This is a genomic window from Paenibacillus sp. AD87, from assembly GCF_001659845.1.
Taxonomy (GTDB): domain Bacteria; phylum Bacillota; class Bacilli; order Paenibacillales; family Paenibacillaceae; genus Paenibacillus; species Paenibacillus marchantiae.
Genome location: NZ_LXQN01000007.1, coordinates 3,862,338 through 3,885,182 on the forward strand (window position 1 = coordinate 3,862,338; position 22,845 = coordinate 3,885,182).

Below are 22,845 nucleotides of genomic sequence, written 5' to 3' on the forward strand. Positions count from 1 at the left end.
GTAAAAAAAACTCCCCGATCATTGTTAACTTGAATGATGGGGAGTTTTTCTTTTTACAACCAATTTATAACCTACACCGCGAATCGAATCAATATGAACCGATTCCGGGTCCAGCTCCAACTTTTTCCGCAATGAACTGACATGAACGTCCACCGTGCGCTGTCCTCCGATATAATCGAAGCCCCAGACCGCATTCATCAGGTCATCCCGTGTAAGCACAACACCTGGCTTCTTAGCCAGATAAAGCAGTACCTCGAACTCCTTGGGACGAAGACTGATGGATTGTCCACCCAGTGTCACTTCATACTTCAAAGGATAAATCTCAAGCTCTCCCAGAATAATACGGGAACCGTCTTTATCCTCTGGTTGCGGCAAATCTTCACCGTTCGAATAACGTCTTAACACTGCATCTACGCGAGCAAGCAATTCGGATACACCAAATGGCTTCGTAATATAATCATCGGCACCTGATTTTAAGCCTTGTACAACTTCGGCTTCACCGTTTTTGGCTGTGAGAATAATGACCGGAGTGCTAACACCCTGAATTCGTAACTTATTCAGAATATCCAGACCATTCATTCCAGGAAGCATCAGATCCAGCAGAATCAGATCAAACTCCTGGGACAACGCCCGATCATAACCTGAAGATCCGTGATCCTCAGCAATAACATCATAGCCCTCTTGTGTCAGGTTGTACGTAAGCAATCTTGATAATGTTGGTTCATCTTCAATAACGAGCAAACGCTGCGCCATGATACCCCTTCTCTCCTATAGGTTGTCTGTTGCCACAACACTTTCATTATCATAGCACCTAATTGTTAACTCTGTGTAAAACAGCACATTCCTTTTACATTTCACTTCCATCGCACTAGATTTCTTCATCCTGAATTAATGGAAGGATAACACGAAACGTAGTCCCCATGCCAAGTTCACTCTCTACAGACAGTTTGCCATGGTGCAATTCTACCAGATGTTTCACAATTGAAAGTCCAAGTCCAGTGCCTCCCGAGTTACGGGATCTGCCCTTGTCCACCCGATAGAAGCGTTCAAAAATCCGCGGCAAATCTTTCTTTGGAATACCAATTCCTGTGTCGGATACTGCAAATACAACTTCTTCTTCGTCCTCATTATGTTCAACCGACACTTGTAATTTTACCCGTCCGCCCTCAGGAGTGTAATTAATGCCGTTGGATAACAGATTAATAAAGATCTGCTTCATTTTATCCTCATCAGCTTCAATATACAATTCTTCGGGAACATTCATCTCCAGGCGAATCTCTTTCTTCTCCGCCACCTTGGACAGGGTACCTAGAACCATCTCGAAGAACGAATGCACATGCACAGGTGAACACTGCAGGGGAGCCCGTTTAGACTCAATTTTGGACAACTCCAGAATATCTCCGATTAATCGGTTCAATCTGTCGCCTTCATCATAGATAATCTGCAGGAATGAACGCTCCGTCTCTTTGTCCTGTACCCCGCCGCTGAGAAGTGTTTCGGCAAAACCTTTGACCGCAGCCACCGGCGTTTTGAGTTCATGAGATACATTCGCGACGAACTCACTGCGCATTGATTCCAGCCTGCGAATCGCCGTGACATCCTGCAGGAGGAAGAGCATCCCCCGATAAGCGCCGTCATCTTCGGACATCGGTACTCCATCAATCCGAATTAATTTTTCGACCGGATTGAACACACTTACTTCTTCATGCATCGGTTCTCGTAATGCAACACTCTCTTCAATCGTGCGTGTCAGCTCATAATGCCGCTTTAATTCAATATACGGTTTGCCAGTAACCCGCTCTGCCTGAATGCCAAGCATACGCTCCGCTTCCCGATTGACCAGCGCAATAGATTGACCAGCATCAATCATAATAATGCCGCCCGTCATGTTGGCAAGCACACTTTGCAGCAGCGCTTCATTATCCCTGATCGTCTTCAGTTGCATCTGAAGGCTGTCTGCCATTCCGTTAATGGCAAGTCCCAGTTGACCGATCTCATCATTACGAGTTACATCCACTCTAGCATCATAATCCAGCTTGGTGATCCGGTGAGCCACCTTCGTAATATGCTCAATGGGCGATGTCAGTCCCCGCGCAACCCGGTAACTTACCAGAGCCACAATCAGGAACAGAAGGCCCAAGGTGAAGAACATCAAAATCCAGCCCTGCTGAAGACCCTGATCAACAGCTTCAAGACTCATGGATAGTCGAATGTAACCATCAAATTTCCCACTGGGTAACTCGATCATGTCGCTTTGATCCGAATTCACAGGTAGCGCCACATACAGCATATCCTGTCCAAGTGTTGCACTATAACGAATCGACTGACCATAATTTTGCCCAACTGCTTCTTTAATCTCCTGACGGTTCAAGTGGTTGTCCATTGAATTGGGATCGCTCTCCGAGTCGCCAATGACCGTTCCGTCTTTATTGATAAAAGTTACCCGTGAATCCGTCAGTCGATCCAGTTCTACCGCACGTTCTGAGTAATATTTCTGTGTTTCTGCATTTTTTGGATTGGTTGCATCATGGAACGGGAACGTTGCTTTTAGCAAGTTGATCTCACGCACCATCGTTTGCTCCAGTGCATTAATGTGAGTAGTCTTAAAAACTCTACCCATCGTATACCCCGCCACAATGACGGAAATACCGATCAGCACCATCATAATGATGGCAAGGCGAATTCGGAACGGTCTCATCTATCTCTTCCTTTGTTATAAAATTAATAATTACATATCCATTTCTATTCGATCACCACGAGTGGTGGGTTGTGAAATGACAAGAAATTCTACGTCTGCTTCGCCCCGATTCTGCATCTGATGTGGCATGCCCGACGCAATTTCTATCCCTTCATGGAGTTCAAGCACAAACTCTTCCCCGTTAAGTTCCATACAAGCCTCACCGCTAAGAATAAAGAAAAACTGACGACTTATCGAATGGTAGTGCCGGGTTTCAGAAGTTCCTGCAGGCATACGTTCATGAATAATGCTCAGTGTTTCATTTTGAACGAGATACCAACCATCGCACTGTCCACCCCATATATAGTGTGCCGCATTTTGTTTGCTAATCTTCATGTGACCGCCTCCGAAGCTTACTTGTTCGGTCTATATCATATCACAGATAGCATGGAGACCCTCTCATTTTTGATATGCTGCAAACCGGCGATTGTTCTAGAACTATCCCTAGGCAAGCCTAATGATAAAATATCATGGTTGTATCAACGCCGATCCTGACTTTTGTAAACCGGATCAAAATCATATCCATTCCGCTATATGCTCATTGAAAAAAAGACGTACCGACCAGTCATGCTGGTAACGATACGCCTTCATTTGAAATACGTCGTCAATGGATTATCCGTTGACCACTTCGCCGCCATTAACGTGCATCACCTGACCGCTCACGTAGGAAGAATCATCCGAAGCGAGATACACGTAGGCCGGCGCCAGTTCATCCGGTTGCCCTGGACGTTTCATCGGCTGAGTAGCACCAAATTCACTCACCTTTTTCTCATCAAATGTGGATGGAATGAGCGGGGTCCAAATCGGCCCTGGAGCGACAGCATTCACACGAATTCCCTTCTCCACAACGTTCATCGACAAAGAGCGTGTAAAAGAAGTGATAGCTCCTTTCGTAGATGAATAATCAATTAACGTCGGATTTCCGCGATATGCGGTAATGGAGGTTGTATTAATGATTGTACTGCCTTTCTTAAGATGTGGCAGAGCAGCCTGTGTAATATAAAACATGCCGAAAATATTTGTGCGGAACGTACGCTCCAGCTGTTCTGGAGTAATATCCTCCAGCTGCTGCTGGGGATGCTGCTCCGCTGCATTATTCACGACAATATCCAGCTTGCCTAGTTGATCCACCGTCTGCTGCACGGATTTCTTGGCAAAGGCATTGTCACCAATATCACCAGGAATCAATATGCATTTGCGTCCTTCCTGTTCGACCTGACGCTTGGTCTCTTCTGCATCCTCATGCTCACTCAGGTATACAATCGCTACATCCGCGCCTTCCTTCGCATATGTAACGGCAACAGCACGTCCAATTCCACTGTCTCCACCCGTGATCAGAGCAACCTTATCTAACAATTTACCGGCTGCTTTATATTCAGGTTTCTCAAACTCTGGTTTGGGGTGCATCTCCGATTCGATACCCGGGCGCTGATCCTGATGTTGGGCAGGCATCGTCTTTTTGTTTTGTGTGTCGGTTGACATCTGGCATTTCTCCTCTCAAAATGGAATTCCTGATTCAGATTCATTCTGTAGGATGGCATGAACAATACAGATTATTCCCTTTTCCAATGCTCATGCTCCAAAGTCACTGTCTCTTGCCTCGATACATACTTACCACTCGCTTTTGGCGGTTAAACAGAAAAATTCCCAATACTCTAATGGCTGTTTCTTTATCGTTTCTCGCAGACATGCTGTCAACTGAGGCAAAGCCGCATTGAATTCGACCTATTATGCCAATCATTCGAAAATTTTATCGAAATTGAACGGATTCACCAACCAAATTGTATTCCTATGCCGTATGGGCTGATGTACAATGTACAGTATACAGATAAGCTTTAAATAAAATTAATCCAGTTTGGATGAAGCGCGGTCATGCAGTCATGCTTCCCAACTAAGCAAATATTCTGATCTAATATGGAGACCAAACCCATGGAATCGCACATTAATTCTTATATAACACTTGTAGCAACTTCAGCTGTGCTGAATGTTTTTCTGTGTTTATATACTTATGTTAGAAGAGCAGAAATCCCCAGTTCGAAAATATTCATTCTCTATACAGCAGCTCTGTCGGTTTACACCTTCGGTTACGCGATTGAACTCGCCAGCAATACACTGGAGCAGATGAAATTCTGGACGGTCGTCGAATACATCGGTATGCCTTTCTCCGCCTCTCTTGGGCTGATGCTCATGATGCAATACACGGGTAAAACGTTATCCAAAAAAGCTTCTGCTGCACTGTTTGTAATCCCTTCCATTACCTTGTTCATGGTGGCAACAAATGATTTTCATCATCTTTTCTATAAAAGAGTATGGTTAAGAGAAGACAGTTCCGTCCCTCTAATGGATATTGCCGTAGGGCAATGGTACGTTGTTCATGGTGCATTCACCTTTTCCTGTCTGTTATGTGCCTGCCTTATTCTCGTCGGACAATGGAAACATACCAAAAAGATGTATCGTCGTCAGTTACTCACACTGATCACTTCACAGCTTATTCCCATGGTAGCGGCATTTGTGTATTTACTTGGTCTGACCCCAGGTGGTATGGATCCTGTTCCGGTTCTCATGTGCATTACATCTGCAATGTATATCTGGGCTATTCTATCCTCCCGACTGCTAACCATCGTACCTATCGCCAAAGATAGTATCTTTGAGAGCATGCGTGAAGGCGTTATTGTGCTGGATAGTTCCAATCGTCTCGTCGATTACAACAAATCTCTGCGTGATATGCTGCCAGAACTTGATTTCAGCATGGTGGGTCAACACCTTAACGATGTATGGCTGTCGCTTGCCGGTGAGACCTTTCCAGTGGAATATGGCCGAGAAGGTCTGCAAACCGATCTGTACTGGCAATTGAACGGAGAGACCGTCTGTTATCAGGTGAGAACCTCTTATGTGTATAACAAAGAAGGACAAGCCGTTGGCACACTGATTATGCTGATTGATATTACAGAGCAACGTTTCCTACAAGAACAATTGAAGCAACTGGCTTACTTCGATGGTCTCACCAAAATATATAACCGCACACAGTTCCTGCTTAGAGGTCGAGAGATACTGAGTGAAGCCCAGCTTAATCTGCGGCCGACGGCCTTTATATTATTTGACATTGATCATTTCAAACGAATTAATGACACCTATGGACATGACGTTGGGGATCAGGCCATCATTCATGTGGTCTCTGTATGTAATCGTTATCTGAATTCGGAGATGTTGTTTGCACGTTATGGAGGAGAGGAGTTTGTTATCGCGGTACCCAATGCCTCCCTCCAAGACGGTGAGCAGCTTGCTGAGAAGTTACGCGTGGCTTTGTTGAATGACCCGCTGGAGGTACAAGGTACTCGTATTCCACTGACTTCAAGCTTCGGAGTGGCACAATATAATGGAGGGTCCGATTCTCTGGAATCCTTGCTTCGTGATGCCGATACGGCACTATATGAGTCCAAGCGTAACGGCCGTAACACCGTATTTGCCCACGCTGTGAGCCTGAGTTAACTAAATGTAGCGTTTAACTACGTGAGCCATATATGCCGTTATTTCAACACTAGCACCTTGTTGGTTGTCAGACATCACCCCAGACGGAGCGAACAAAAATAGACAGCCTCTGGGCTGTCTATTTCAATACGGTTCAAGACCTTACTTTCTTATTCAGCTTGTCCCAACGTTTGAAGTGCAAACGCTTTAAGTTCAGCTCTCAAATAAAACTCGTTCGCAGCTATTGTTAGATCACTTGGTTGTTCACCATCAGATACACCATAATGAGCAGGAATACGGCAAGCAATGTGCTGAACATACGAATCTTACTTTGTTCTGCACTGACATCACGATTGCTTTTCACAGCCTCTGCTGCCAAGCGTAACGGTTTACCCATAATGCCACCGATTGCTGCAATAGCCAGCAACAGAACCACTACCACGCCCATCCACAGATAGGAATACTCACCCTTGGTCATCAAGTAACCACCCGTAAGAAGCTGAATTACAAGTCCGTACTGTGCGATACGGTTTAATGAACGGAGCGATGCAAATGCTCCCTCTTGAGCGGCAGCACTCAATGTACGGATTTTGCCCACAACGAATGGCAAGATCAGATAGAAGCCCATCGCCAGTGCTCCAATAATATGGAGCAAATACATAATCATTGTCAAAATGTCCATCCTCCTCAGAAATTTCAGTCAGTGTGCTATACATCACATCTCATTATACTGGGGAACTTATCCAAAGAAAAGAAAACCTCCGGATGATCCGAAGGTTTTCTGTCTGTTCCTGTCAAAAAGTTTTCAAACTTACAAGTTAACTACTGAAATGACGTTACGAACCGAATCCGCAGATTTGTCGAGTCCCGCTTTTTCTTCCGCAGTCAGTTCCAGTTCAAATATTTTCTCAATTCCGTTACCACCCAGAACGGTTGGCACACCAAGGAACAAGTCGTTGTAGCCATATTCCCCTTCAAGGTAAGCAATAACCGGAATGATTCGTTTTTTGTCTTTCAAAATGGCTTCGGTCATTTGCACCAATGAAGCTGCTGGTGCATAATATGCGCTGCCGTTTCCGAGCAGGTTAACGATCTCACCCCCGCCAACACGTGTGCGTTGTACGATGGCTTCAATGCGCTCTGCCGGGATGAGGGTATCGATTGGAATACCGCCAACGCTGGAATAACGAACGAGTGGTACCATATCGTCTCCGTGGCCGCCAAGAACGAATCCACGGATGTCTTCAACCGATACATTCAGCTCTTGTGCAATGAATGTGCAATAACGTGCAGTATCCAGAACACCGGACTGGCCGATTACGCGGTTTTTAGGGAAACCAAGCGTCTGATAAGCTGCATATGTCATTGCATCTACCGGGTTGCTTAGAATAATGACGATGGAATCAGGGCAATATTTTTTCACATTTTCACAAACAGACTTCACGATTCCTGCATTCGTGTTGACCAGATCATCACGGCTCATACCTGGTTTACGGGCAATACCTGCCGTAATAATAACAATCTCCGAACCTGCAGTATCCTCGTAGTTGGAAGTACCGACGATATTGCTGTCGAAGCCCTGAACAGGACTAGCTTCCCACATGTCGAGCGCTTTACCTTTAGTCGGGTTTTCCAATTGCGGAATATCAACCAGAATAACATCCCCGAGTTCTTTTTGGGCAAGCATCAAAGCCGTTGTAGCTCCGGTAAAACCGGCGCCGACTACTGTGATTTTTTTGCGCTGAATAGTCACGATTCACATCTCCCCTTACAGGTTTTTAATGATTTGATCAGCAAATTCAGAACATTTCACTTCAGTAGCGCCGTCCATCAGACGTGCAAAGTCATAAGTTACTGTTTTGTTGTTGATGGATGTTTCCATACCTTTGTAGATCAGGTTAGCCGCTTCTTGCCATCCCAGGTGCTCAAGCAACATTACGCCGGACAAAATAACGGAACCAGGGTTCACGACATCTTTGTCTGCATATTTAGGTGCAGTACCGTGAGTAGCTTCGAAGATAGCATGTCCTGTTACATAGTTGATGTTCGCTCCTGGAGCGATACCAATTCCGCCAACTTGTGCAGCCAGTGCATCGGACAGATAGTCACCGTTCAGGTTCAACGTTGCGATTACATCGAACTCACCTGGACGAGTCAATACTTGTTGCAGAGCGATATCGGCAATAGCATCTTTCACGATGATTTTGCCAGCATCTTCAGCTGCTTTTTGAGCTGCATTAGCTGCATCCGTACCGTCTTTTTCTTTAATGATATCGTATTGTGCCCAAGTGAACACTTTGTCAGCGAACTCGTCTTCAGCAACTTCATAACCCCAGTTTTTGAAGGCACCTTCTGTAAATTTCATGATATTGCCTTTGTGTACCAATGTAACGCTCTTACGGTTGTGATCGATGGCATATTGTACTGCTGCACGTACCAAACGTTTGGAACCTTCGGAGGAAACTGGCTTGATACCAATACCGGAAGTTTCAGGGAAGCGGATTTTGTTTGCACCCATCTCCTGTTGCAGGAATTGGATTACTTTTTTCACTTCTTCTGAACCTTCTGCGTATTCAATACCTGCATAGATATCTTCCGTATTCTCACGGAAAATGACCATGTCTACCAACTCAGGACGTTTAACCGGAGAAGGTACACCATCGAAATAACGAACAGGACGCAAGCAAGTGTACAGATCCAGTTCTTGACGAAGCGCTACGTTCAGGGAACGAATTCCGCCGCCGATTGGTGTAGTCAATGGTCCTTTGATCGCTACGATATACTCGCGAATAGCTTCAAGCGTATCGTTTGGTAGCCACTCCCCGTATGTATCGAATGCTTTTTGTCCAGCAAACACTTCATACCATGCGATTTTTTTGTTGCCGTCATATGCTTTTTCAACAGCTGCATCCAATACACGTTTGGAAGCTTTCCAGATGTCACGGCCTGTACCGTCACCTTCGATAAATGGAATGATCGGGTTATTAGGTACTTGCAGTGTACCGTTATCAATTTGAATTTTTTCGCCTTCAGTTGGGTGAGCAAATTTTTCTAATTTCATTAGTATAATTCCTCCTTGGGTTTCGTAGATGCAGTATGATAACACACCGCTTGTCTTATTGGAGGAAGGGTTATGAACGTGCTGCTAATTTGAGCCAACATGTTACACCCCTTCACCCCGTCCTTTTTATTATACTGGTTTTGATGCCATTAGCGAAGTTCGATTGAAACGTACTTCTGATCTGTTGGGCCTGTGTACTCGGCACGCGGACGAATAATACGGTTATCCGCAAGCTGTTCCAGAATATGAGCAGTCCAACCTGATACCCGGCTAATCGCAAAGATCGGTGTAAACAGGACCTCTTCAATACCTAATTGGGTATATACGGAAGCGGAATAGAAATCTACATTTGGTTTCAGACCTTTTTGTCCTGTCACCAGTTCTTCGATCTTCACTGACATATCGTACAGGCGTGTATCGTTGTTCATTTCACCCAGTTCCTTGGACATCTTTTGCAGATGTTTCGCACGTGGGTCTCCATTTTTGTAGACACGGTGTCCAAAGCCCATGATCTTCTCACGGTTGTTCAATTTTTCTTGAATAGCTGCTTCCAGACGATCAGGTGTTCCAATCTCATTCAGCATTTTCATAACGGCTTCATTTGCACCGCCATGCAATGGCCCCTTCAATGCGCCAATCGCAGAAGTTACTCCCGAATAGATGTCGGAAAGCGTAGCTACTGTTACACGTGCTGCAAATGTAGAAGCGTTCAACTCGTGATCCGCATGCAGGACAAGCGCTTGATCAAGGGCTTTAACAGCGGTCTCGGCTGGTTGTTCTCCAGTCATCATATATAAAAAGTTTTCTGCGATGGAAGCGCCTTCTTTTGGAGCCACAGGTTCTTTGCCCTGACGGATACGGGCTATGGCTGCCACAATGGTTGGCAACTGCGCTTGCAGCTTAACCGCTTTGTTCTCGTTCGCTTCCGCTGTCATCTCGTCAGCCTGCTCATCGTACAGAGCCAGTGCGGATACCGCGGAACGCAGTGCTGCCATGGTACTCATGTTTTTCGGATACAATTGGATTTGTGCAATCAACTCGCTCGGAATCGGCGCGTAATCGCTCAGGCTTTTGCGAAGGGATTTCAGTTCATCCGTAGTTGGCAATTTACCAAACCACAGTAAATAGGCAACTTCTTCAAAGCTTGCATGTTCTGCCAGATCGTCAATATCGTAACCACGGTATGTAAGCACACCGTCTACAATGGAGCTGATCGAAGAGGTTGTTGCAACGATGCCTTCCAGACCTTTGGTAGCTGTCATATTACATCTCTCCTTTAATAAACGAAATCAAGAACCCATCCAGAGTGTCATCTACGTGCTCAAACGCACTCGTCCTTCTTTTGTAACCATTTACATTTTAAAATTAATAAATACCTCAATATCCGGTTTTCATATCTGTCAATCGGTATTTCCTTATCTCATCATACTGGATTTTGTCGTTTATGTGAACATGATGCGAGGTCATCCGCACATCAAACTTCTTTATCGGACCGATAAAGCATTTTTGAAAACCTTTACAAAAACAAGGTTGACATTTTATTCTTTTTATATAAATCCGTGCTATAAATCAAGTTTTTATTGCTATATTTTGTGAATATGAGGCATACTCTAGGCAAAAGAAAAGATATAATTCGACGACATCCTGGCGTTTCAAATCAGTGTATTTGCTCTATATTAACTAGATAGCTTCCTATGCTTCCTTCATGGTAGCTTGAAATGGAATAAGGAGAGTTGATGCTTGGATAGAATCATAATGAAACGCCTGTTGCGCGGCTTATGGGTGATTATCGCGACCATACTCATTGCCGTTGCCATATACCTGCTGTTCCCGCTGTTATATCCTTTTGCCATCGCCTGGATTATCGCTTATGCGATGAACCCTCTGGTGAAGTTGCTTCAATACAAGGCCCGATTTCCCCGCTGGCTGGCTGTAACCTTATCACTAATCATTTATTTCGGGGCCATTGTCGTCGTATTGTCTGCTGCGGTAACCCGTATGGTAAAAGAAGTCATTTCACTAACGACGAGCTTCGACCTTCATGTTGATGAGATTAAGGCTACGTTCATCCGCTGGACCCAGAATGACACAATTCAGAGTTTAATTGGACAGATCAATGAATTTTACAAGGAAAATCCCAACTATCAGGAGACCATTAACAGCAATATTAGCAAAACAACCGAAACGGTAGGTACAGCTGTAACGGATCTGGTGACCGGATTTTTCAACATGATCCTGAACCTGCTCACTTCTCTACCCAATATGGGAGCCGTATTAATCGTGGTTCTGCTGTCAACTTTCTTTATTAGCAAAAGTTGGACCAGACACAGCATTACCGTATCAGGCTGGGTACCCTCATCCATTCGCAAACCGATTACCGACATATGGAATGATCTCAAAAAAGCACTGTTCGGTTATGCACGAGCCCAGTTGATCATGATCTCCATCACCGCATTATTTGTCATGATTGGATTGCTTGTGCTCCAGGTTAAGTCTGCCTTCACGATCGCTTTGCTCATCGGTCTGGTGGATCTGCTTCCTTATCTCGGGGTTGGCCTGGTGATGGTTCCCTGGGCAGCATACCTGCTTATGAATGGAGATCTGTACCTGGGGATCGGCATCAGTATTGTATATCTCATTGTGCTGATTGCCCGCCAAATCATTGAACCCAAAGTGCTTGCCAGCAGTGTCGGATTGGACCCTCTCGCCACATTGGTTGGCATGTTTGTCGGATTGAAACTGTTCGGTGTACTCGGTTTGATCATCGGCCCTGTCAGCCTTGTTATCCTTGATGCATTTAATCGAGCGAACGTGTTCCGTGATCTCCGAACATATATTATTAACGGACGTGTCCGATGAAATCATGATTTCCGTTTTCTGTCATCCGTATATAATCAAGATTAAAAAAGGCACCGCTCATCAGACTGAATCTGGTGGTGGGTGCCTTTCTTTAACTGATGCTGGTATATCCTATTTTTTCGGACCACGATAAAACTTAATACTTCCGTTTCTCATTTTTTTCTCCAGCCAGCCCAGGAAGAATAGACGGTACACTGAACGTGTTACTGGGAACAACAGTGTAAAACCGATCAGATCTGTGATAAATCCCGGGATCAACAGTAGAAAACCACCGACAAAAATAAAAAGTCCATCTACCATTTTCCTTCCGGGCACCTTACCGCGCTCCATCTCGGATTTGGCATCAATAAGTACTTTTCGTCCTTCAAACTGCAACATTGCTATACCGATCAAGGACGTGAGAATCATGAGAAGCAATGTCTTTCCGGCTCCAATCCAGTCACTCATAAGAATGAAACCAAACAGTTCAATCACCGGAATGATTAATAGCAGGGCCCACATCCATCTTCGCATTACGTATTACCCCTTTCCTGAAAGCCACACTTTCTCAAGCGCGCTGTAGAGCTCAGAAGCTGCCTTATCCAGCCTGACTGGCTTCCAGTCCCCATTGACCCATACATGCTGGGTAGAGCCTGTAACCAATCGTTCACCAGGAAGGGACTCCTCAGATGACCATACTCGTTGCCCGCTGCCTAACTGCTCATTAAGGTCTGGAGTCATGCGCCTTATGTCATACTCATAGTTCAGTCGCAGACCACTAAATGCAGTAATACGGGTGAAAATGATGATGTCATCATCATACCGGGCAGGTTTATGATATTTTACATCCAGTCCGGTTACCGGAAGCAGTAACCCCTGTTCCTCCATATTACGATATGTATACCCCATTTGGCGAATCATCTCGGTTCGACCGATTTCAAACCAATTCAAATAGTTGGCGTGATAGACCACACCCATCTGATCACTTTCTTGATAACGCACGCGAAGGCGTGCCGTGTACCAATTGCCATTGCTTTGTTGTTGCATGTTACCGGCCTCCTTCGATATACCAATTCTTACGTATCTTGCGGCGCTAAAGTGTCATAAAGATGGAAAAAAAGCAACGGGACGCAAACGCCCCATTGCTTCATTCCTGTTGCTTCTCGTCCAAACACAATTATACGTTGTTTGGAATTTGGCTTACTTTGATCAGGTTAGTGGAACCGGAACGACCCAAAGGTACACCCGCTGTAATAACAACAAGGTCTCCTTCTTTTACAAGTCCGGATTTCACGCCGCCTTCAATAGCATTTTCAAACAAAGCGTCAGTGGAATCAACAAGTCTTCCTTTGACTGGTGTTACACCCCAAGCCAGTGCAAGACGACGGGAAGTTCTGTCTTCCGTTGTCACCGCGATGATTGGAGATTCTGGACGATATTTAGAAATCATGCGTGCTGTATGACCGGATTCAGTCGAAGTAATGATCGCTTTAGCGTTCAGATCTTGAGCTGACAGGGCAACAGATTGGCTGATTGCTTCAGTAACTGTTGTTTGTTGAGCAACACGTTGTTTCAAATACAGCTCTTGGTAAGGCAGAGCGGATTCTGCTTTTTCGGCAATACGGGACATTGTCAGAACGGATTCAACTGGGTATTTACCAGCAGCTGTTTCACCAGACAACATGATTGCATCTGTACCGTCGAAGATCGCATTAGCCACGTCACTTGCTTCTGCACGTGTTGGACGCGGGTTGCGTTGCATGGAATCCAGCATTTGTGTAGCTGTGATAACCGGTTTGCCTGCAACGTTACATTTTTCGATCATGCGTTTTTGTACCAATGGTACTTCTTCCGCAGGAATCTCTACACCCAGGTCTCCACGAGCAACCATCAGGCCATCGGACACTTCAAGGATTTCATCCAGGTTGTCCACACCTTGTTGGTTCTCAATTTTGGAGATGATTTGGATATGTCCAGCATTGTGTTTTTCAAGCAATTCACGAATCTCAAGGACGTCGCTTGCTTTACGAACAAATGAAGCCGCGATGAAATCGACACCTTGCTCGATACCAAATACGATATCATTAGCATCTTTTTCAGTAATACCCGGCAGAGAAATGGCAACGCCCGGAACGTTAACACCTTTTTTGCTTTTGATCGTACCGCCGTTAACGATACGGCATTTGATCTCGGTGCCTTGTACTTCCACCACAGTCAGTCCGATCAGACCGTCGTCGATCAGAATTGTAGATCCCGGTTCAACATCACTCGGAAGATCTGCATACGTAATGGAGAGACGTTCTTTGGTGCCCAGAATTTCTTCTGTTGTCAAAGTGATGTACTCGTCTTGAACCAATTCGATTGGCTCCACTTCGAGTTTACCTGTCCGAATTTCCGGTCCTTTGGTGTCCAGCAAGATCGCTACTGTCTTGTTCAGCTCTTCGCATGCTTGGCGAATTGCTGTGATCCGTCCGCCGTGCTCATCGAAATCACCGTGGGAGAAGTTCAAACGGGCCACATTCATACCGGCCATAATCAATTTTTTGGTATTCTCCAATGATTCACTGGATGGACCAATCGTACATACAATCTTTGTTTTGCGCATTTTGGGTTTCCTCCGATTTTAAAGGTCTATCTTTTTATCTCTTTTTCTTTTTCCAACTATTAAATTTACTATACTTTTGCTCATTTGTATAGGAAATTCGTCACATCATTCAGCATTTCCCGACAAATTACCTGCTGGATCGACTTCAACAGGCACTTGAGGGGCTTCAATTTGCACCTCAGGTTCAAACGTGACTGATCCAATCTTACGGAATTTCTCATACCGATCCTGCTTCAATTGGTCACCAGTCCAGCCTTTCATCTCGTCCAGATGACGAACCAAAGCCTCGCTAATTGCAGCCGCAGATTCTTCATAATCCCGATGAGCACCGCCGCGTGGCTCAGGGATTATTTCTTCAATGACCTCCATCTCCAGAAGGTCTTTGGCCGTTATTTTCATCGCTTCGGCCGCCTGATCTGCCTTGGATGCATCTTTCCAAAGAATGGATGCAGCACCATTCGGAGAGATCGCAGAGTAAATCGCATGCTCCAGCATCAACACACGATTACCCACAGCCATAGCCAGGGCCCCGCCGCTTCCGCCTTCGCCGATGACCACTATAATAACAGGCACCGAGAGCTTCGCCATTTCCAGCAGGTTACGAGCAATAGCTTCCGATTGACCTCTCTCTTCAGCAGTATTACCCGGATACGCCCCTTTAGTATCAACGAATGTAATAATTGGACGACCAAATTTGTTCGCTTGCTTCATGAGACGCAGCCCTTTTCGGAATCCTTCTGGATGTGCGCTCCCAAAAAAACGGGCGATATTATCTTTCGTATCTTTCCCCCGCTGTTGGCCGATGACCGTTACTGTTTTTCCGTTCAGCTTCGCCAGTCCGCCAACAACCGCCAGATCGTCTCCGAACATGCGATCGCCATGCAACTCAATGAAATCGGTAAATATCAATTGGATTAAATCCAGTGCCGTCGGACGCTGCTGATGCCGCGCCAGATGCATTTTCTGGGCAGCCGTTATACCGGTATAAATCTCTTCTTCGAGTCTATGATAACGTTCTTCCAGGCGGGCAATTTCGTCAGTGAAGTCGATGCCTTTTTCCTGTCCAAACTGTACGAGCTCTTCGATCTTTTTGCGCATCTCAACCAGAGGCGCTTCATATGGCAACTCACCCGCCATTTAGACCCCTCCTTTTTCACTATGCATGTCTAGAAGCTTGCCAAGGGTGGCTCGAAGTTCTTTACGATGGACCACCATGTCCAGCTGACCGTGCTGCAAATTAAATTCTGCCGTCTGGAAATCATCAGGCAGTTTCTGACGGATCGTCTGCTCAATGACGATTCTACCGGCGAAGCCAAATACAGCTCCCGGCTCGGCGATGATGATATCACCAAGGCTCGCAAAACTGGCCGAAACTCCACCTGTCGTAGGATCGGTAATGACCGAAATATACAATCCGCCCTGTTCATCCAAACGGGACAAAGCCGCACTAGTTTTCGCCATTTGCATAAGGCTAAGAATACTCTCTTGCATCCGGGCACCCCCAGATGTTGAGAAAATGATCAAAGGTAAGCGTTTCTCTGTTGCATGTTCAATCGCACGGGTAATTTTCTCCCCTACAACCGAACCCATACTACCTGTGAAGAAGTCGAAGCTCATGACAGCAACAACCACAGGCAAACCTTCTAAAGTTCCCTCACCCGTAATGACAGCTTCCTTCAGTCCTGACTTCAGGCGCTGTTGTTCCAGTTTGTTACTATATCCAGGGAATTCAAGTGGATCAACTGATACCATATCAGCGTCATACTCCACAAACCCTTGCTCATCTAGAACCATGGCGATACGTTCCATTGCGTTCAAACGCATATGGTAGCCGCAAGCCGGACATACTTTCAGGTTTTTTTCCAATTCCTTGCTATATTGAATCGTGCCGCATTTGCTGCACTTGTTCATAAGTCCTTCAGGTATTTCCCGTTTTGGACGTTCTCCAGCTTCCTGACCTTCGCCACGAAGCGCACGCTCGGAAGGTATGGTGGCGTACTTCCGTTTTTTCTGGAATATATCTTTGAACACAACTACACCTCTCCAGCCGTTGATTTGATGGCCGCAACCTGCAGTCCGTTGCATGTAGCAACTTCATCCGCGCGCTGCGGTAAACCGCTTACGACCCATACGCTGCCATGGGCCTTGTCCAGCATTCACAACAAAAAAATCCGCCGGTATAAGGCAAGGATCAGCGGCTTCTGTCAGCACGATTGATGTTACCTGCAATAACCGAAAGATTGTTGCGCTGATGTTTGAATCTGTCTTGGTAGGGTCTCTGGGAGCAATCTGGTCAGTCCTTGTCCTAACAAAAAAAGAAGGAAGGACAGCAGCATACAATACATGCAAGTCGATTCCTCTTTCCGCTTACGCGGTCAGTCCCTTATGTACCATTGGTACTTCTTCATCTGCCAAGGCACGTCTGATATCGAATGAATCAGGAATGCAGAATCGAATTCAGCACTTCCTGAACCTCTTCCAATTCCCCTGAAGGGACGCGAATCTCAAATTGCTGCTTGGATAAACTGATGGGACGGGTCTGTACCAGAAAACCTTCTTCCGAAAGCTTGGTCTTAATCTTGTCCGCAACCTTTGCTGTCGGTGCAATGTAAATCACCGTCCACATGCCATGTCCGCCCCCTAAGCTAATGTTCAGAGCCCGTATATTGGACTAATGATAACATACCTCACTTTTTTTCTGCAAGGAAGGGTTCGGGACCTTTGGGGAGAAAACGAGATCTAGAGGGACATTTGTCCCGCGAGGATAACCGATATGGTTGATGCAATGTTCCTAAGACTTTCTTTATCAAAAAGGAATTTCAGGCCGCTCAGGGCAGCAACAGCCACCCTGGATGACCTTCCATTGTACAAACAAAAGATACCAAATGAATGAAAACACAAATGAAGAAAATCAGATATCCGATGGATATTTCTTGGCTTTAATATTTTTGTGAGCAATTCGGGCAGAAGCAGCGGCGGCGAGCCCGGCAACCAGGTCGTCCAGAAAAACATGTATAGCTGGTCCTGCTTCGTTCAGATCATGAATGACACCAATCTTTTCTTTATCCAGATAACCAAAACTGGTTAAACCGATCATACCATACACATGGGTAATGCCAAGAGCAAGAGTCTCGTCCACTCCATACAGGGATTCATCCGCCTCCATAATTGCCTGCAAAGGTTGCGGCAAAAGGCGTTTCTCAGCAAGCTCGTCGAGGGCTATACCTGTGTACAGCGTATATTGCACCTCACGTTTCTGCAGTACCGATTTTACACTCGTGACACAGTCATCCATAGTCAGTTCCGGGTGGTACCCTTTTTGCAGACGATATACAATTTCCGCGATTGCATCAATCTGTACACCCCGCCGGGCCAGCATGGCTTCTACGATTTCATATGACATATCTCGACCTCCCGCATCGCTCCCCCGAGGACCCCCAGGTCCTTCGGTGTTCTCAAGTGTATGCGGCAAACTCGCAAAATGTTCATAAAAAATGCGGAATACGCATTCGCTTTGGCAGTCAGCTTATCCTATAAATTATGTAAAAAGATTCACATATTACATTCTTGCTTGCGTTCAATATCTCCTTCGCCTGCATACCTGATGGAATTGGTAAAATAAATACAAAAAAACCTGCTCGGCAGTTGGCCGAACAGGTTTCATCATTGGAAATAAGAGAGGTGTCCCAAAAGTCATGAACATGGCTTGAGACACCTTTCAAGTTTTATTCGATTAGGACCTAACGAATCCAGCGCACGTTATTAGCTCCAATTTCCACAGAACTGCGGTTTAACGAATCACAGAGATGTTATTTCGTCATTCTATAAAGTTGTGCCGCAGTTTTGTACCGGAGTACCGTCACTAAAGTTCGTTAAATTTTGCATTTTACGATCATCCGCCTTTTAAGGCGCGGTAGATTCGTTAGCGCTTTGAATCGAGAAACAATCACTTGCGTGACAGCCTATTATTTTATTTTGACCGTGCCCTCACCCAGCATTTTCTCCATCTCGGAGAACAAAGAGGGCGAAGGTTTAATCCGGTAGGCATCACTCAATGCGAGCAGCTTCTGCTGCTGTTCATAGAAGAGCACCGTCGCCACCGGGCCCGAATGCTGCTGAAGCAACTTTTTCAGTCGGGCCAGAAGCTCGGGCTTCTCCGCCTGCGGGGTGATCTTCACAAACACCCGCTGCTCCACCACTCGTGGCCCACGACTCTGCTCCGTGCCGCCAGCGGCCTCAGGGGACCGACGAGCCACGGAAGCGGCCCCATTCGCATCGGCCGCCCCAGATCCCCCCCCAGCGCTGTGCGACGCTGCCGGACCCTGGCCTCCGCTGCTGGTCTGAGCTCCAGCATTCACGCCTGCGCTGCTGCGCTGAGCTCCGGCTCCCGCCCCGCTCGCCTGCCGTGGCGGAGCCGCCGGGCGCGAAGCACTGCCGCCGCCGGGCTTACCGCGCCGCTCGCGGCTGCGCAGCTGCTGTTCCAGTGCCGCCGGTGACAACGGCGCCACTTCCTCAGCCAGCAGCTTGAACCCTTCGTCCTGCTGCTGCACCTTGGCACGCACGACGAGCAGTTCACCTTTCCCGACATGCTGCTGGCTGCGCCGCCATACTTCGGGAAATAGAACCACTTCACAGCGTTCGATCTGGTCTTCCAGCTCCATGAACGCCATAGCCTTGCCCTGTTTCGTCGTAATCGACTTCACAGACACGACCATCCCGGCTGCGACGGCCATCGTATCGTCAGCCGCTTCCGTCAGCTCCATAATGCGATCTGCGCCGCTGGATTCAAGCACATCTTCATAGTCATCTAATGGATGACCAGATAGATACAAACCTAACAGCTCACGTTCCAGCTCCAACTGCTGACTCCCCGAATAAGGCGGAATTTCGGGATATTCAATCTCCCAGTTCGGCGTCTCGACAAAATCAAACAATTGAATTTGCAGATCCTCGCGTTCCTTGCGCCATTTCAGAGCGGCTTCCACAGTCTCATCCAGCATAGCAAGTAATTGGGCACGGTGCCCGGGCAATGTGTCAAAAGCTCCCGCCTGAATAAGCGATTCAATTACACGTTTGTTGCATACCCGCAAATCGACGCGACGACAAAAATCGAGCAAACTGTCGAACGGTCTTTCCTGCCGTACAATCATAATACTTTCCATCGCCTGGGTACCTACATTTTTCACCGCAGCCAGACCGAAACGTATCGCCCCGGTTGCAGTATCTGCATCAGAGTTCTGATTCGACAATCCATCTTGCTCCTGTACAGCAGACATTTCATGCTGTTCAGAATGCGAGGACTCCTCTTCCCCAGTCCCATGCAGACGTTCTGCTGTAGAAACAGTCACTACGCCCGAATTAATCCGATCCTCGGACTTCTCTGGCATAGCCGTTGCTGCCTGCCACTCATAGGCACTACCGTCTTCGTCTGGTGCGGGACCCGGGTCATCTGGTAGAGGTGCATTACCGTACTCCGCTTGTCCGGAATAATGATCATCAACATGTATGGCATGTTCCATCGTAGAACTTGCTGTACCGTCCTCCCCATGTTCTCCCCCTAAACGTTTGGTTTCCGCCGCTTGTCCAGCCTTTGTTCTGTTGGATGATGCAAGCACAGGTGTAAACAGAATGCCGCTCTCATTCACATCCGGTGGAAGTACTTCAATATCCATGCGACGGCATTCCACAACGTACTCCGCTACTTTGCGGTGACTGCCCATAACGGCTGTTAACATCGATGCCATAAAATGAATGGGATAATGTGCTTTCAGATAAGCCGTCTGGAAAGCAAGCACGCCATACGCAGCGGCATGAGCACGCGGGAAACCGTAGTTGGCAAACTTGACGATCATGTCATAGACCAGGTCTGCCTCCGCTTCACTGTATCCTTGCTTAAGACTGCCCTGAACAAAATGTCCACGTTCGAGATCCAGTACTTCCCGTTTCTTCTTGGAAACCGCTCTACGGAGCAAATCCGCTTCGCCGAGAGAGAAGCCCGCCATCCGGGAAGCAATCTGCATAATTTGTTCCTGATATACAATGATGCCGTACGTATCCTTGAGGATGGACTCCAGATCCACATGCGGGTAATCCACTTCGATCTGTCCATGTTTGCCCTGAATGTATTTGGAGATGAATTCCATTGGGCCCGGACGATACAAGGCCAGCACGGAAATAATATCTTCAAATACACTTGGCTTCAGCTCCTTCAGGACACGACGCACTCCTGCGGATTCGAGCTGGAATATCCCCATCGTGTCGCCTCGACCAAGCATCTCATATGTGAGTGCGTCGTCATCCGGAATATGACGAAAATCCGGAATTTCGCCATCTTCCCCAATCCAGCGCAGACAGCGTTCAATAATTGAAAGGGTACGCAGACCGAGGAAGTCCATTTTGAGCAGTCCAATAGACTCCAGGTTTTCCATGGAATATTGCGTTAAGGCCGTTCCCTCACTGCCCTCCTGAAGCGGAACAGCATCCGTCAGCGGATCACGGGAGATGACAACCCCCGCCGCATGTGTGGAAGCATGACGAGGCATACCTTCCACCTTCATGGCCATATCGAGCAATTCACGTGTTTTCGGCTTGGTCTCATACAAAGCCTTTAGTTCAGGGGTGGCTTCCATTGCCCGCTGAATGTTAATACCAAGCTGTGCAGGAATCAGCTTCGCTGCCTTGTCCACCTCGCCGTAAGGCACATTCAGTGCACGTCCGACGTCCCGAACGGCTGCACGGGCAGCCATCGTACCAAAAGTAATGATTTGGGCGACATGGGCTTTGCCATATTTTTTCGCCACATATTCAATGACTTCGTCCCTACGTTCATCGCTGAAGTCGATATCAATATCCGGCATGGAGATCCGTTCCGGATTCAAAAACCGCTCGAAGAGCAGGTTATACTTCATGGGATCAACGTCTGTAATACGCAAGGTATAGGCAACCAGACTACCTGCCGAGGAGCCACGTCCCGGGCCAGTAACAATTCCCTGCCTGTGAGAATAGGCGATAAAATCCCACACGATCAAGAAATAATCCGAGAATCCCATACTGTCTATAACCCGGAGCTCATAATCCAGCCGCTGTTCAAGTTCGGCTCTGAGCTCCGAGTCCGTCCAACGTGATGATTCACTATAGCGTTCTTCCATTCCCTCTTCGCACAACTGACGCAGATAGGCAGAAGGACTTTTCCCTTCAGGAAGCGGTCTGTACTCCGGCAAAATAGATTTGCCGAATTCGAGCTGCAACTCACATGACTCCGCGATGCGAACTGTATTCTCCAAAGCCTCGGGCACATGTGGGAACAAACGCGCCATTTCTTGTTCACTCTTGAGATAGAGCTGATTGGTTCCGATGCGCAGCCGATTCTCGTCATCTACCGTTTTCCCTGTTCCGATGCAGATCAACACATCCTGAAGCTCAGCGTCCTCTTCGGACAGATAATGCGCATCATTAGTCGCCACCAATGGAATATCCAGTTCTGCTGCCAGACGAATCAGCTGAGGGTTCACTCTTTTTTGCTCAGATAGCCCGTGATCCTGCAGTTCCAGATAGAAATCGGCACCAAAAATATTTTTGTAACGCAGCGCCGCACGCTTTGCCTCTTCCTCTCGTCCATGCAGCAGATGCTGGGGAACCTCTCCTCCCAGACATGCACTTAAACAGATGATACCCTCGTGATGGGCAGCCAGACTCTCCATATCAATACGTGGTTTGTAATGGAAGCCTTCCAAATGTCCGATGGAGCATAGTTTCATCAGATTTTGATAACCCGTCATATTTTTGGCCAGTAAAATCAGATGATGGATCGGCTGATCCTTGCGGCTTCCCCGCTCTTTGCGAGACCCGGCAGTCATATAAGCCTCACATCCAATGATCGGCTTAATTCCCCGCTCGACGCATGCTTTATAGAAAGGAATAGCACCATACATTACACCGTGGTCGGTCAATGCCAGCGTAGTCATTCCGAGATCCGCGGCTTTATTCACGAGATCCGGTATACGCGCAGCGCCGTCCAGCAAACTATATTCACTGTGAACGTGCAAATGCACAAAAGAACTCATGTTTTTTTCTTCCTTTCGCCATGGACAGTCGCATCAACCTTTTTGCATCAGGTTATTGCACTGTCTTCTTCTA

The 22,845-nt window shown here is 46.8% G+C and carries 18 protein-coding genes; 2 read left to right on the plus strand and 16 right to left on the minus strand.

The window, feature by feature from the left end; genetic code table 11:
• Window positions 1–24: 24 nt before the first annotated feature.
• The 4 genes from gpAD87_RS16835 to gpAD87_RS16850 all read right to left on the minus strand — a co-directional run bounded on the left by gpAD87_RS16835 (window position 25) and on the right by gpAD87_RS16850 (window position 4,219).
• Window positions 25–753 (minus strand): response regulator transcription factor, encoded by a 729-nt coding sequence (locus gpAD87_RS16835; protein ID WP_053783546.1) that lies wholly within the window; start codon window positions 751–753, stop codon window positions 25–27.
• Between the two features lie 115 nt (window positions 754–868).
• Complete coding sequence (gene pnpS / locus gpAD87_RS16840; protein WP_064639306.1) at window positions 869–2,698, minus strand: two-component system histidine kinase PnpS; 1,830 nt, start codon at window positions 2,696–2,698, stop codon at window positions 869–871.
• 30 nt (window positions 2,699–2,728) lie between these two features.
• Complete coding sequence (locus gpAD87_RS16845) at window positions 2,729–3,073, minus strand: cupin domain-containing protein (RefSeq protein ID WP_064639308.1); 345 nt, start codon at window positions 3,071–3,073, stop codon at window positions 2,729–2,731.
• A 276-nt stretch (window positions 3,074–3,349) separates the two neighbouring features.
• A complete protein-coding gene (locus tag gpAD87_RS16850) occupies window positions 3,350–4,219 on the minus strand; it encodes an SDR family oxidoreductase (protein ID WP_063568097.1) in 870 nt (289 codons plus the stop codon).
• 447 nt (window positions 4,220–4,666) lie between these two features.
• On the opposite strand from gpAD87_RS16850, the gene gpAD87_RS16855 reads away from it, so the two are divergent.
• Window positions 4,667–6,226, plus strand: a complete 1,560-nt coding sequence (locus tag gpAD87_RS16855) for a histidine kinase N-terminal 7TM domain-containing diguanylate cyclase (RefSeq protein ID WP_064639310.1) — start codon at window positions 4,667–4,669, stop codon at window positions 6,224–6,226.
• A 226-nt stretch (window positions 6,227–6,452) separates the two neighbouring features.
• On the opposite strand, the gene gpAD87_RS16860 is transcribed toward gpAD87_RS16855, so the two are convergent.
• From gpAD87_RS16860 to citZ, 4 genes are all read right to left on the minus strand, one after another.
• The gene (locus gpAD87_RS16860) at window positions 6,453–6,878 is read right to left on the minus strand and encodes a hypothetical protein (protein ID WP_231952601.1); all 426 of its coding nucleotides are present in this window, start codon (window positions 6,876–6,878) and stop codon (window positions 6,453–6,455) included.
• Window positions 6,879–7,016: 138 nt separating this feature from the next.
• Entirely contained in the window at window positions 7,017–7,958 is a 942-nt protein-coding gene (gene mdh, locus gpAD87_RS16865; protein ID WP_064639311.1) for a malate dehydrogenase, read from the minus strand.
• A 15-nt stretch (window positions 7,959–7,973) separates the two neighbouring features.
• A complete protein-coding gene (gene icd, locus gpAD87_RS16870; protein ID WP_063568094.1) occupies window positions 7,974–9,266 on the minus strand; it encodes an NADP-dependent isocitrate dehydrogenase in 1,293 nt (430 codons plus the stop codon).
• A gap of 149 nt (window positions 9,267–9,415) precedes the next feature.
• Entirely contained in the window at window positions 9,416–10,528 is a 1,113-nt protein-coding gene (gene citZ, locus gpAD87_RS16875) for a citrate synthase (RefSeq protein ID WP_063568093.1), read from the minus strand.
• A gap of 478 nt (window positions 10,529–11,006) precedes the next feature.
• On the opposite strand from citZ, the gene ytvI reads away from it, so the two are divergent.
• Window positions 11,007–12,125 (plus strand): sporulation integral membrane protein YtvI, encoded by a 1,119-nt coding sequence (gene ytvI / locus gpAD87_RS16880; RefSeq protein WP_063568092.1) that lies wholly within the window; start codon window positions 11,007–11,009, stop codon window positions 12,123–12,125.
• 111 nt (window positions 12,126–12,236) lie between these two features.
• Here ytvI and gpAD87_RS16885 read toward each other — a convergent pair whose 3' ends face one another.
• The 8 genes from gpAD87_RS16885 to gpAD87_RS32590 all read right to left on the minus strand — a co-directional run bounded on the left by gpAD87_RS16885 (window position 12,237) and on the right by gpAD87_RS32590 (window position 22,772).
• Window positions 12,237–12,638, minus strand: a complete 402-nt coding sequence (locus tag gpAD87_RS16885) for an FxsA family protein (protein WP_063568091.1) — start codon at window positions 12,636–12,638, stop codon at window positions 12,237–12,239.
• A gap of 6 nt (window positions 12,639–12,644) precedes the next feature.
• Window positions 12,645–13,151: an acyl-CoA thioesterase gene (locus gpAD87_RS16890; protein WP_064639314.1), complete on the minus strand. Its 507-nt coding sequence runs from the start codon at window positions 13,149–13,151 to the stop codon at window positions 12,645–12,647.
• Between the two features lie 130 nt (window positions 13,152–13,281).
• Window positions 13,282–14,709 carry a pyruvate kinase gene (pyk, locus tag gpAD87_RS16895; protein ID WP_064639316.1) on the minus strand — a complete coding sequence of 476 codons (1,428 nt, stop codon included), beginning with the start codon at window positions 14,707–14,709 and terminating at the stop codon, window positions 13,282–13,284.
• A gap of 105 nt (window positions 14,710–14,814) precedes the next feature.
• Entirely contained in the window at window positions 14,815–15,846 is a 1,032-nt protein-coding gene (locus tag gpAD87_RS16900) for an acetyl-CoA carboxylase carboxyltransferase subunit alpha (RefSeq protein WP_064639318.1), read from the minus strand.
• Window positions 15,847–16,740, minus strand: a complete 894-nt coding sequence (accD, locus tag gpAD87_RS16905) for an acetyl-CoA carboxylase, carboxyltransferase subunit beta (RefSeq protein WP_063568087.1) — start codon at window positions 16,738–16,740, stop codon at window positions 15,847–15,849.
• A gap of 406 nt (window positions 16,741–17,146) precedes the next feature.
• Complete coding sequence (locus gpAD87_RS16910; protein WP_017689496.1) at window positions 17,147–17,335, minus strand: hypothetical protein; 189 nt, start codon at window positions 17,333–17,335, stop codon at window positions 17,147–17,149.
• A 285-nt stretch (window positions 17,336–17,620) separates the two neighbouring features.
• The gene (locus gpAD87_RS16915) at window positions 17,621–18,112 is read right to left on the minus strand and encodes a phosphatidylglycerophosphatase A family protein (protein WP_024629130.1); all 492 of its coding nucleotides are present in this window, start codon (window positions 18,110–18,112) and stop codon (window positions 17,621–17,623) included.
• 562 nt (window positions 18,113–18,674) lie between these two features.
• Entirely contained in the window at window positions 18,675–22,772 is a 4,098-nt protein-coding gene (locus gpAD87_RS32590; protein WP_082935150.1) for a DNA polymerase III subunit alpha, read from the minus strand.
• Between the last annotated feature and the right edge of the window lie 73 nt (window positions 22,773–22,845).

Coding starts and splice junctions, on each gene's coding strand:
- gpAD87_RS16915 (WP_024629130.1), bottom strand. CDS start 18,112: ATGTCATATGAAATCGTAGAAGCCATGCTGGCCCGGCGGGGTGTACAG.
- gpAD87_RS16845 (WP_064639308.1), bottom strand. CDS start 3,073: ATGAAGATTAGCAAACAAAATGCGGCACACTATATATGGGGTGGACAG.
- gpAD87_RS16885 (WP_063568091.1), bottom strand. CDS start 12,638: ATGCGAAGATGGATGTGGGCCCTGCTATTAATCATTCCGGTGATTGAA.
- gpAD87_RS32590 (WP_082935150.1), bottom strand. CDS start 22,772: ATGAGTTCTTTTGTGCATTTGCACGTTCACAGTGAATATAGTTTGCTG.
- icd (WP_063568094.1), bottom strand. CDS start 9,266: ATGAAATTAGAAAAATTTGCTCACCCAACTGAAGGCGAAAAAATTCAA.
- gpAD87_RS16890 (WP_064639314.1), bottom strand. CDS start 13,151: ATGCAACAACAAAGCAATGGCAATTGGTACACGGCACGCCTTCGCGTG.
- gpAD87_RS16900 (WP_064639318.1), bottom strand. CDS start 15,846: ATGGCGGGTGAGTTGCCATATGAAGCGCCTCTGGTTGAGATGCGCAAA.
- citZ (WP_063568093.1), bottom strand. CDS start 10,528: ATGACAGCTACCAAAGGTCTGGAAGGCATCGTTGCAACAACCTCTTCG.
- pyk (WP_064639316.1), bottom strand. CDS start 14,709: ATGCGCAAAACAAAGATTGTATGTACGATTGGTCCATCCAGTGAATCA.
- gpAD87_RS16855 (WP_064639310.1), top strand. CDS start 4,667: ATGGAATCGCACATTAATTCTTATATAACACTTGTAGCAACTTCAGCT.
- gpAD87_RS16850 (WP_063568097.1), bottom strand. CDS start 4,219: ATGTCAACCGACACACAAAACAAAAAGACGATGCCTGCCCAACATCAG.
- gpAD87_RS16910 (WP_017689496.1), bottom strand. CDS start 17,335: ATGTGGACGGTGATTTACATTGCACCGACAGCAAAGGTTGCGGACAAG.
- gpAD87_RS16835 (WP_053783546.1), bottom strand. CDS start 753: ATGGCGCAGCGTTTGCTCGTTATTGAAGATGAACCAACATTATCAAGA.
- pnpS (WP_064639306.1), bottom strand. CDS start 2,698: ATGAGACCGTTCCGAATTCGCCTTGCCATCATTATGATGGTGCTGATC.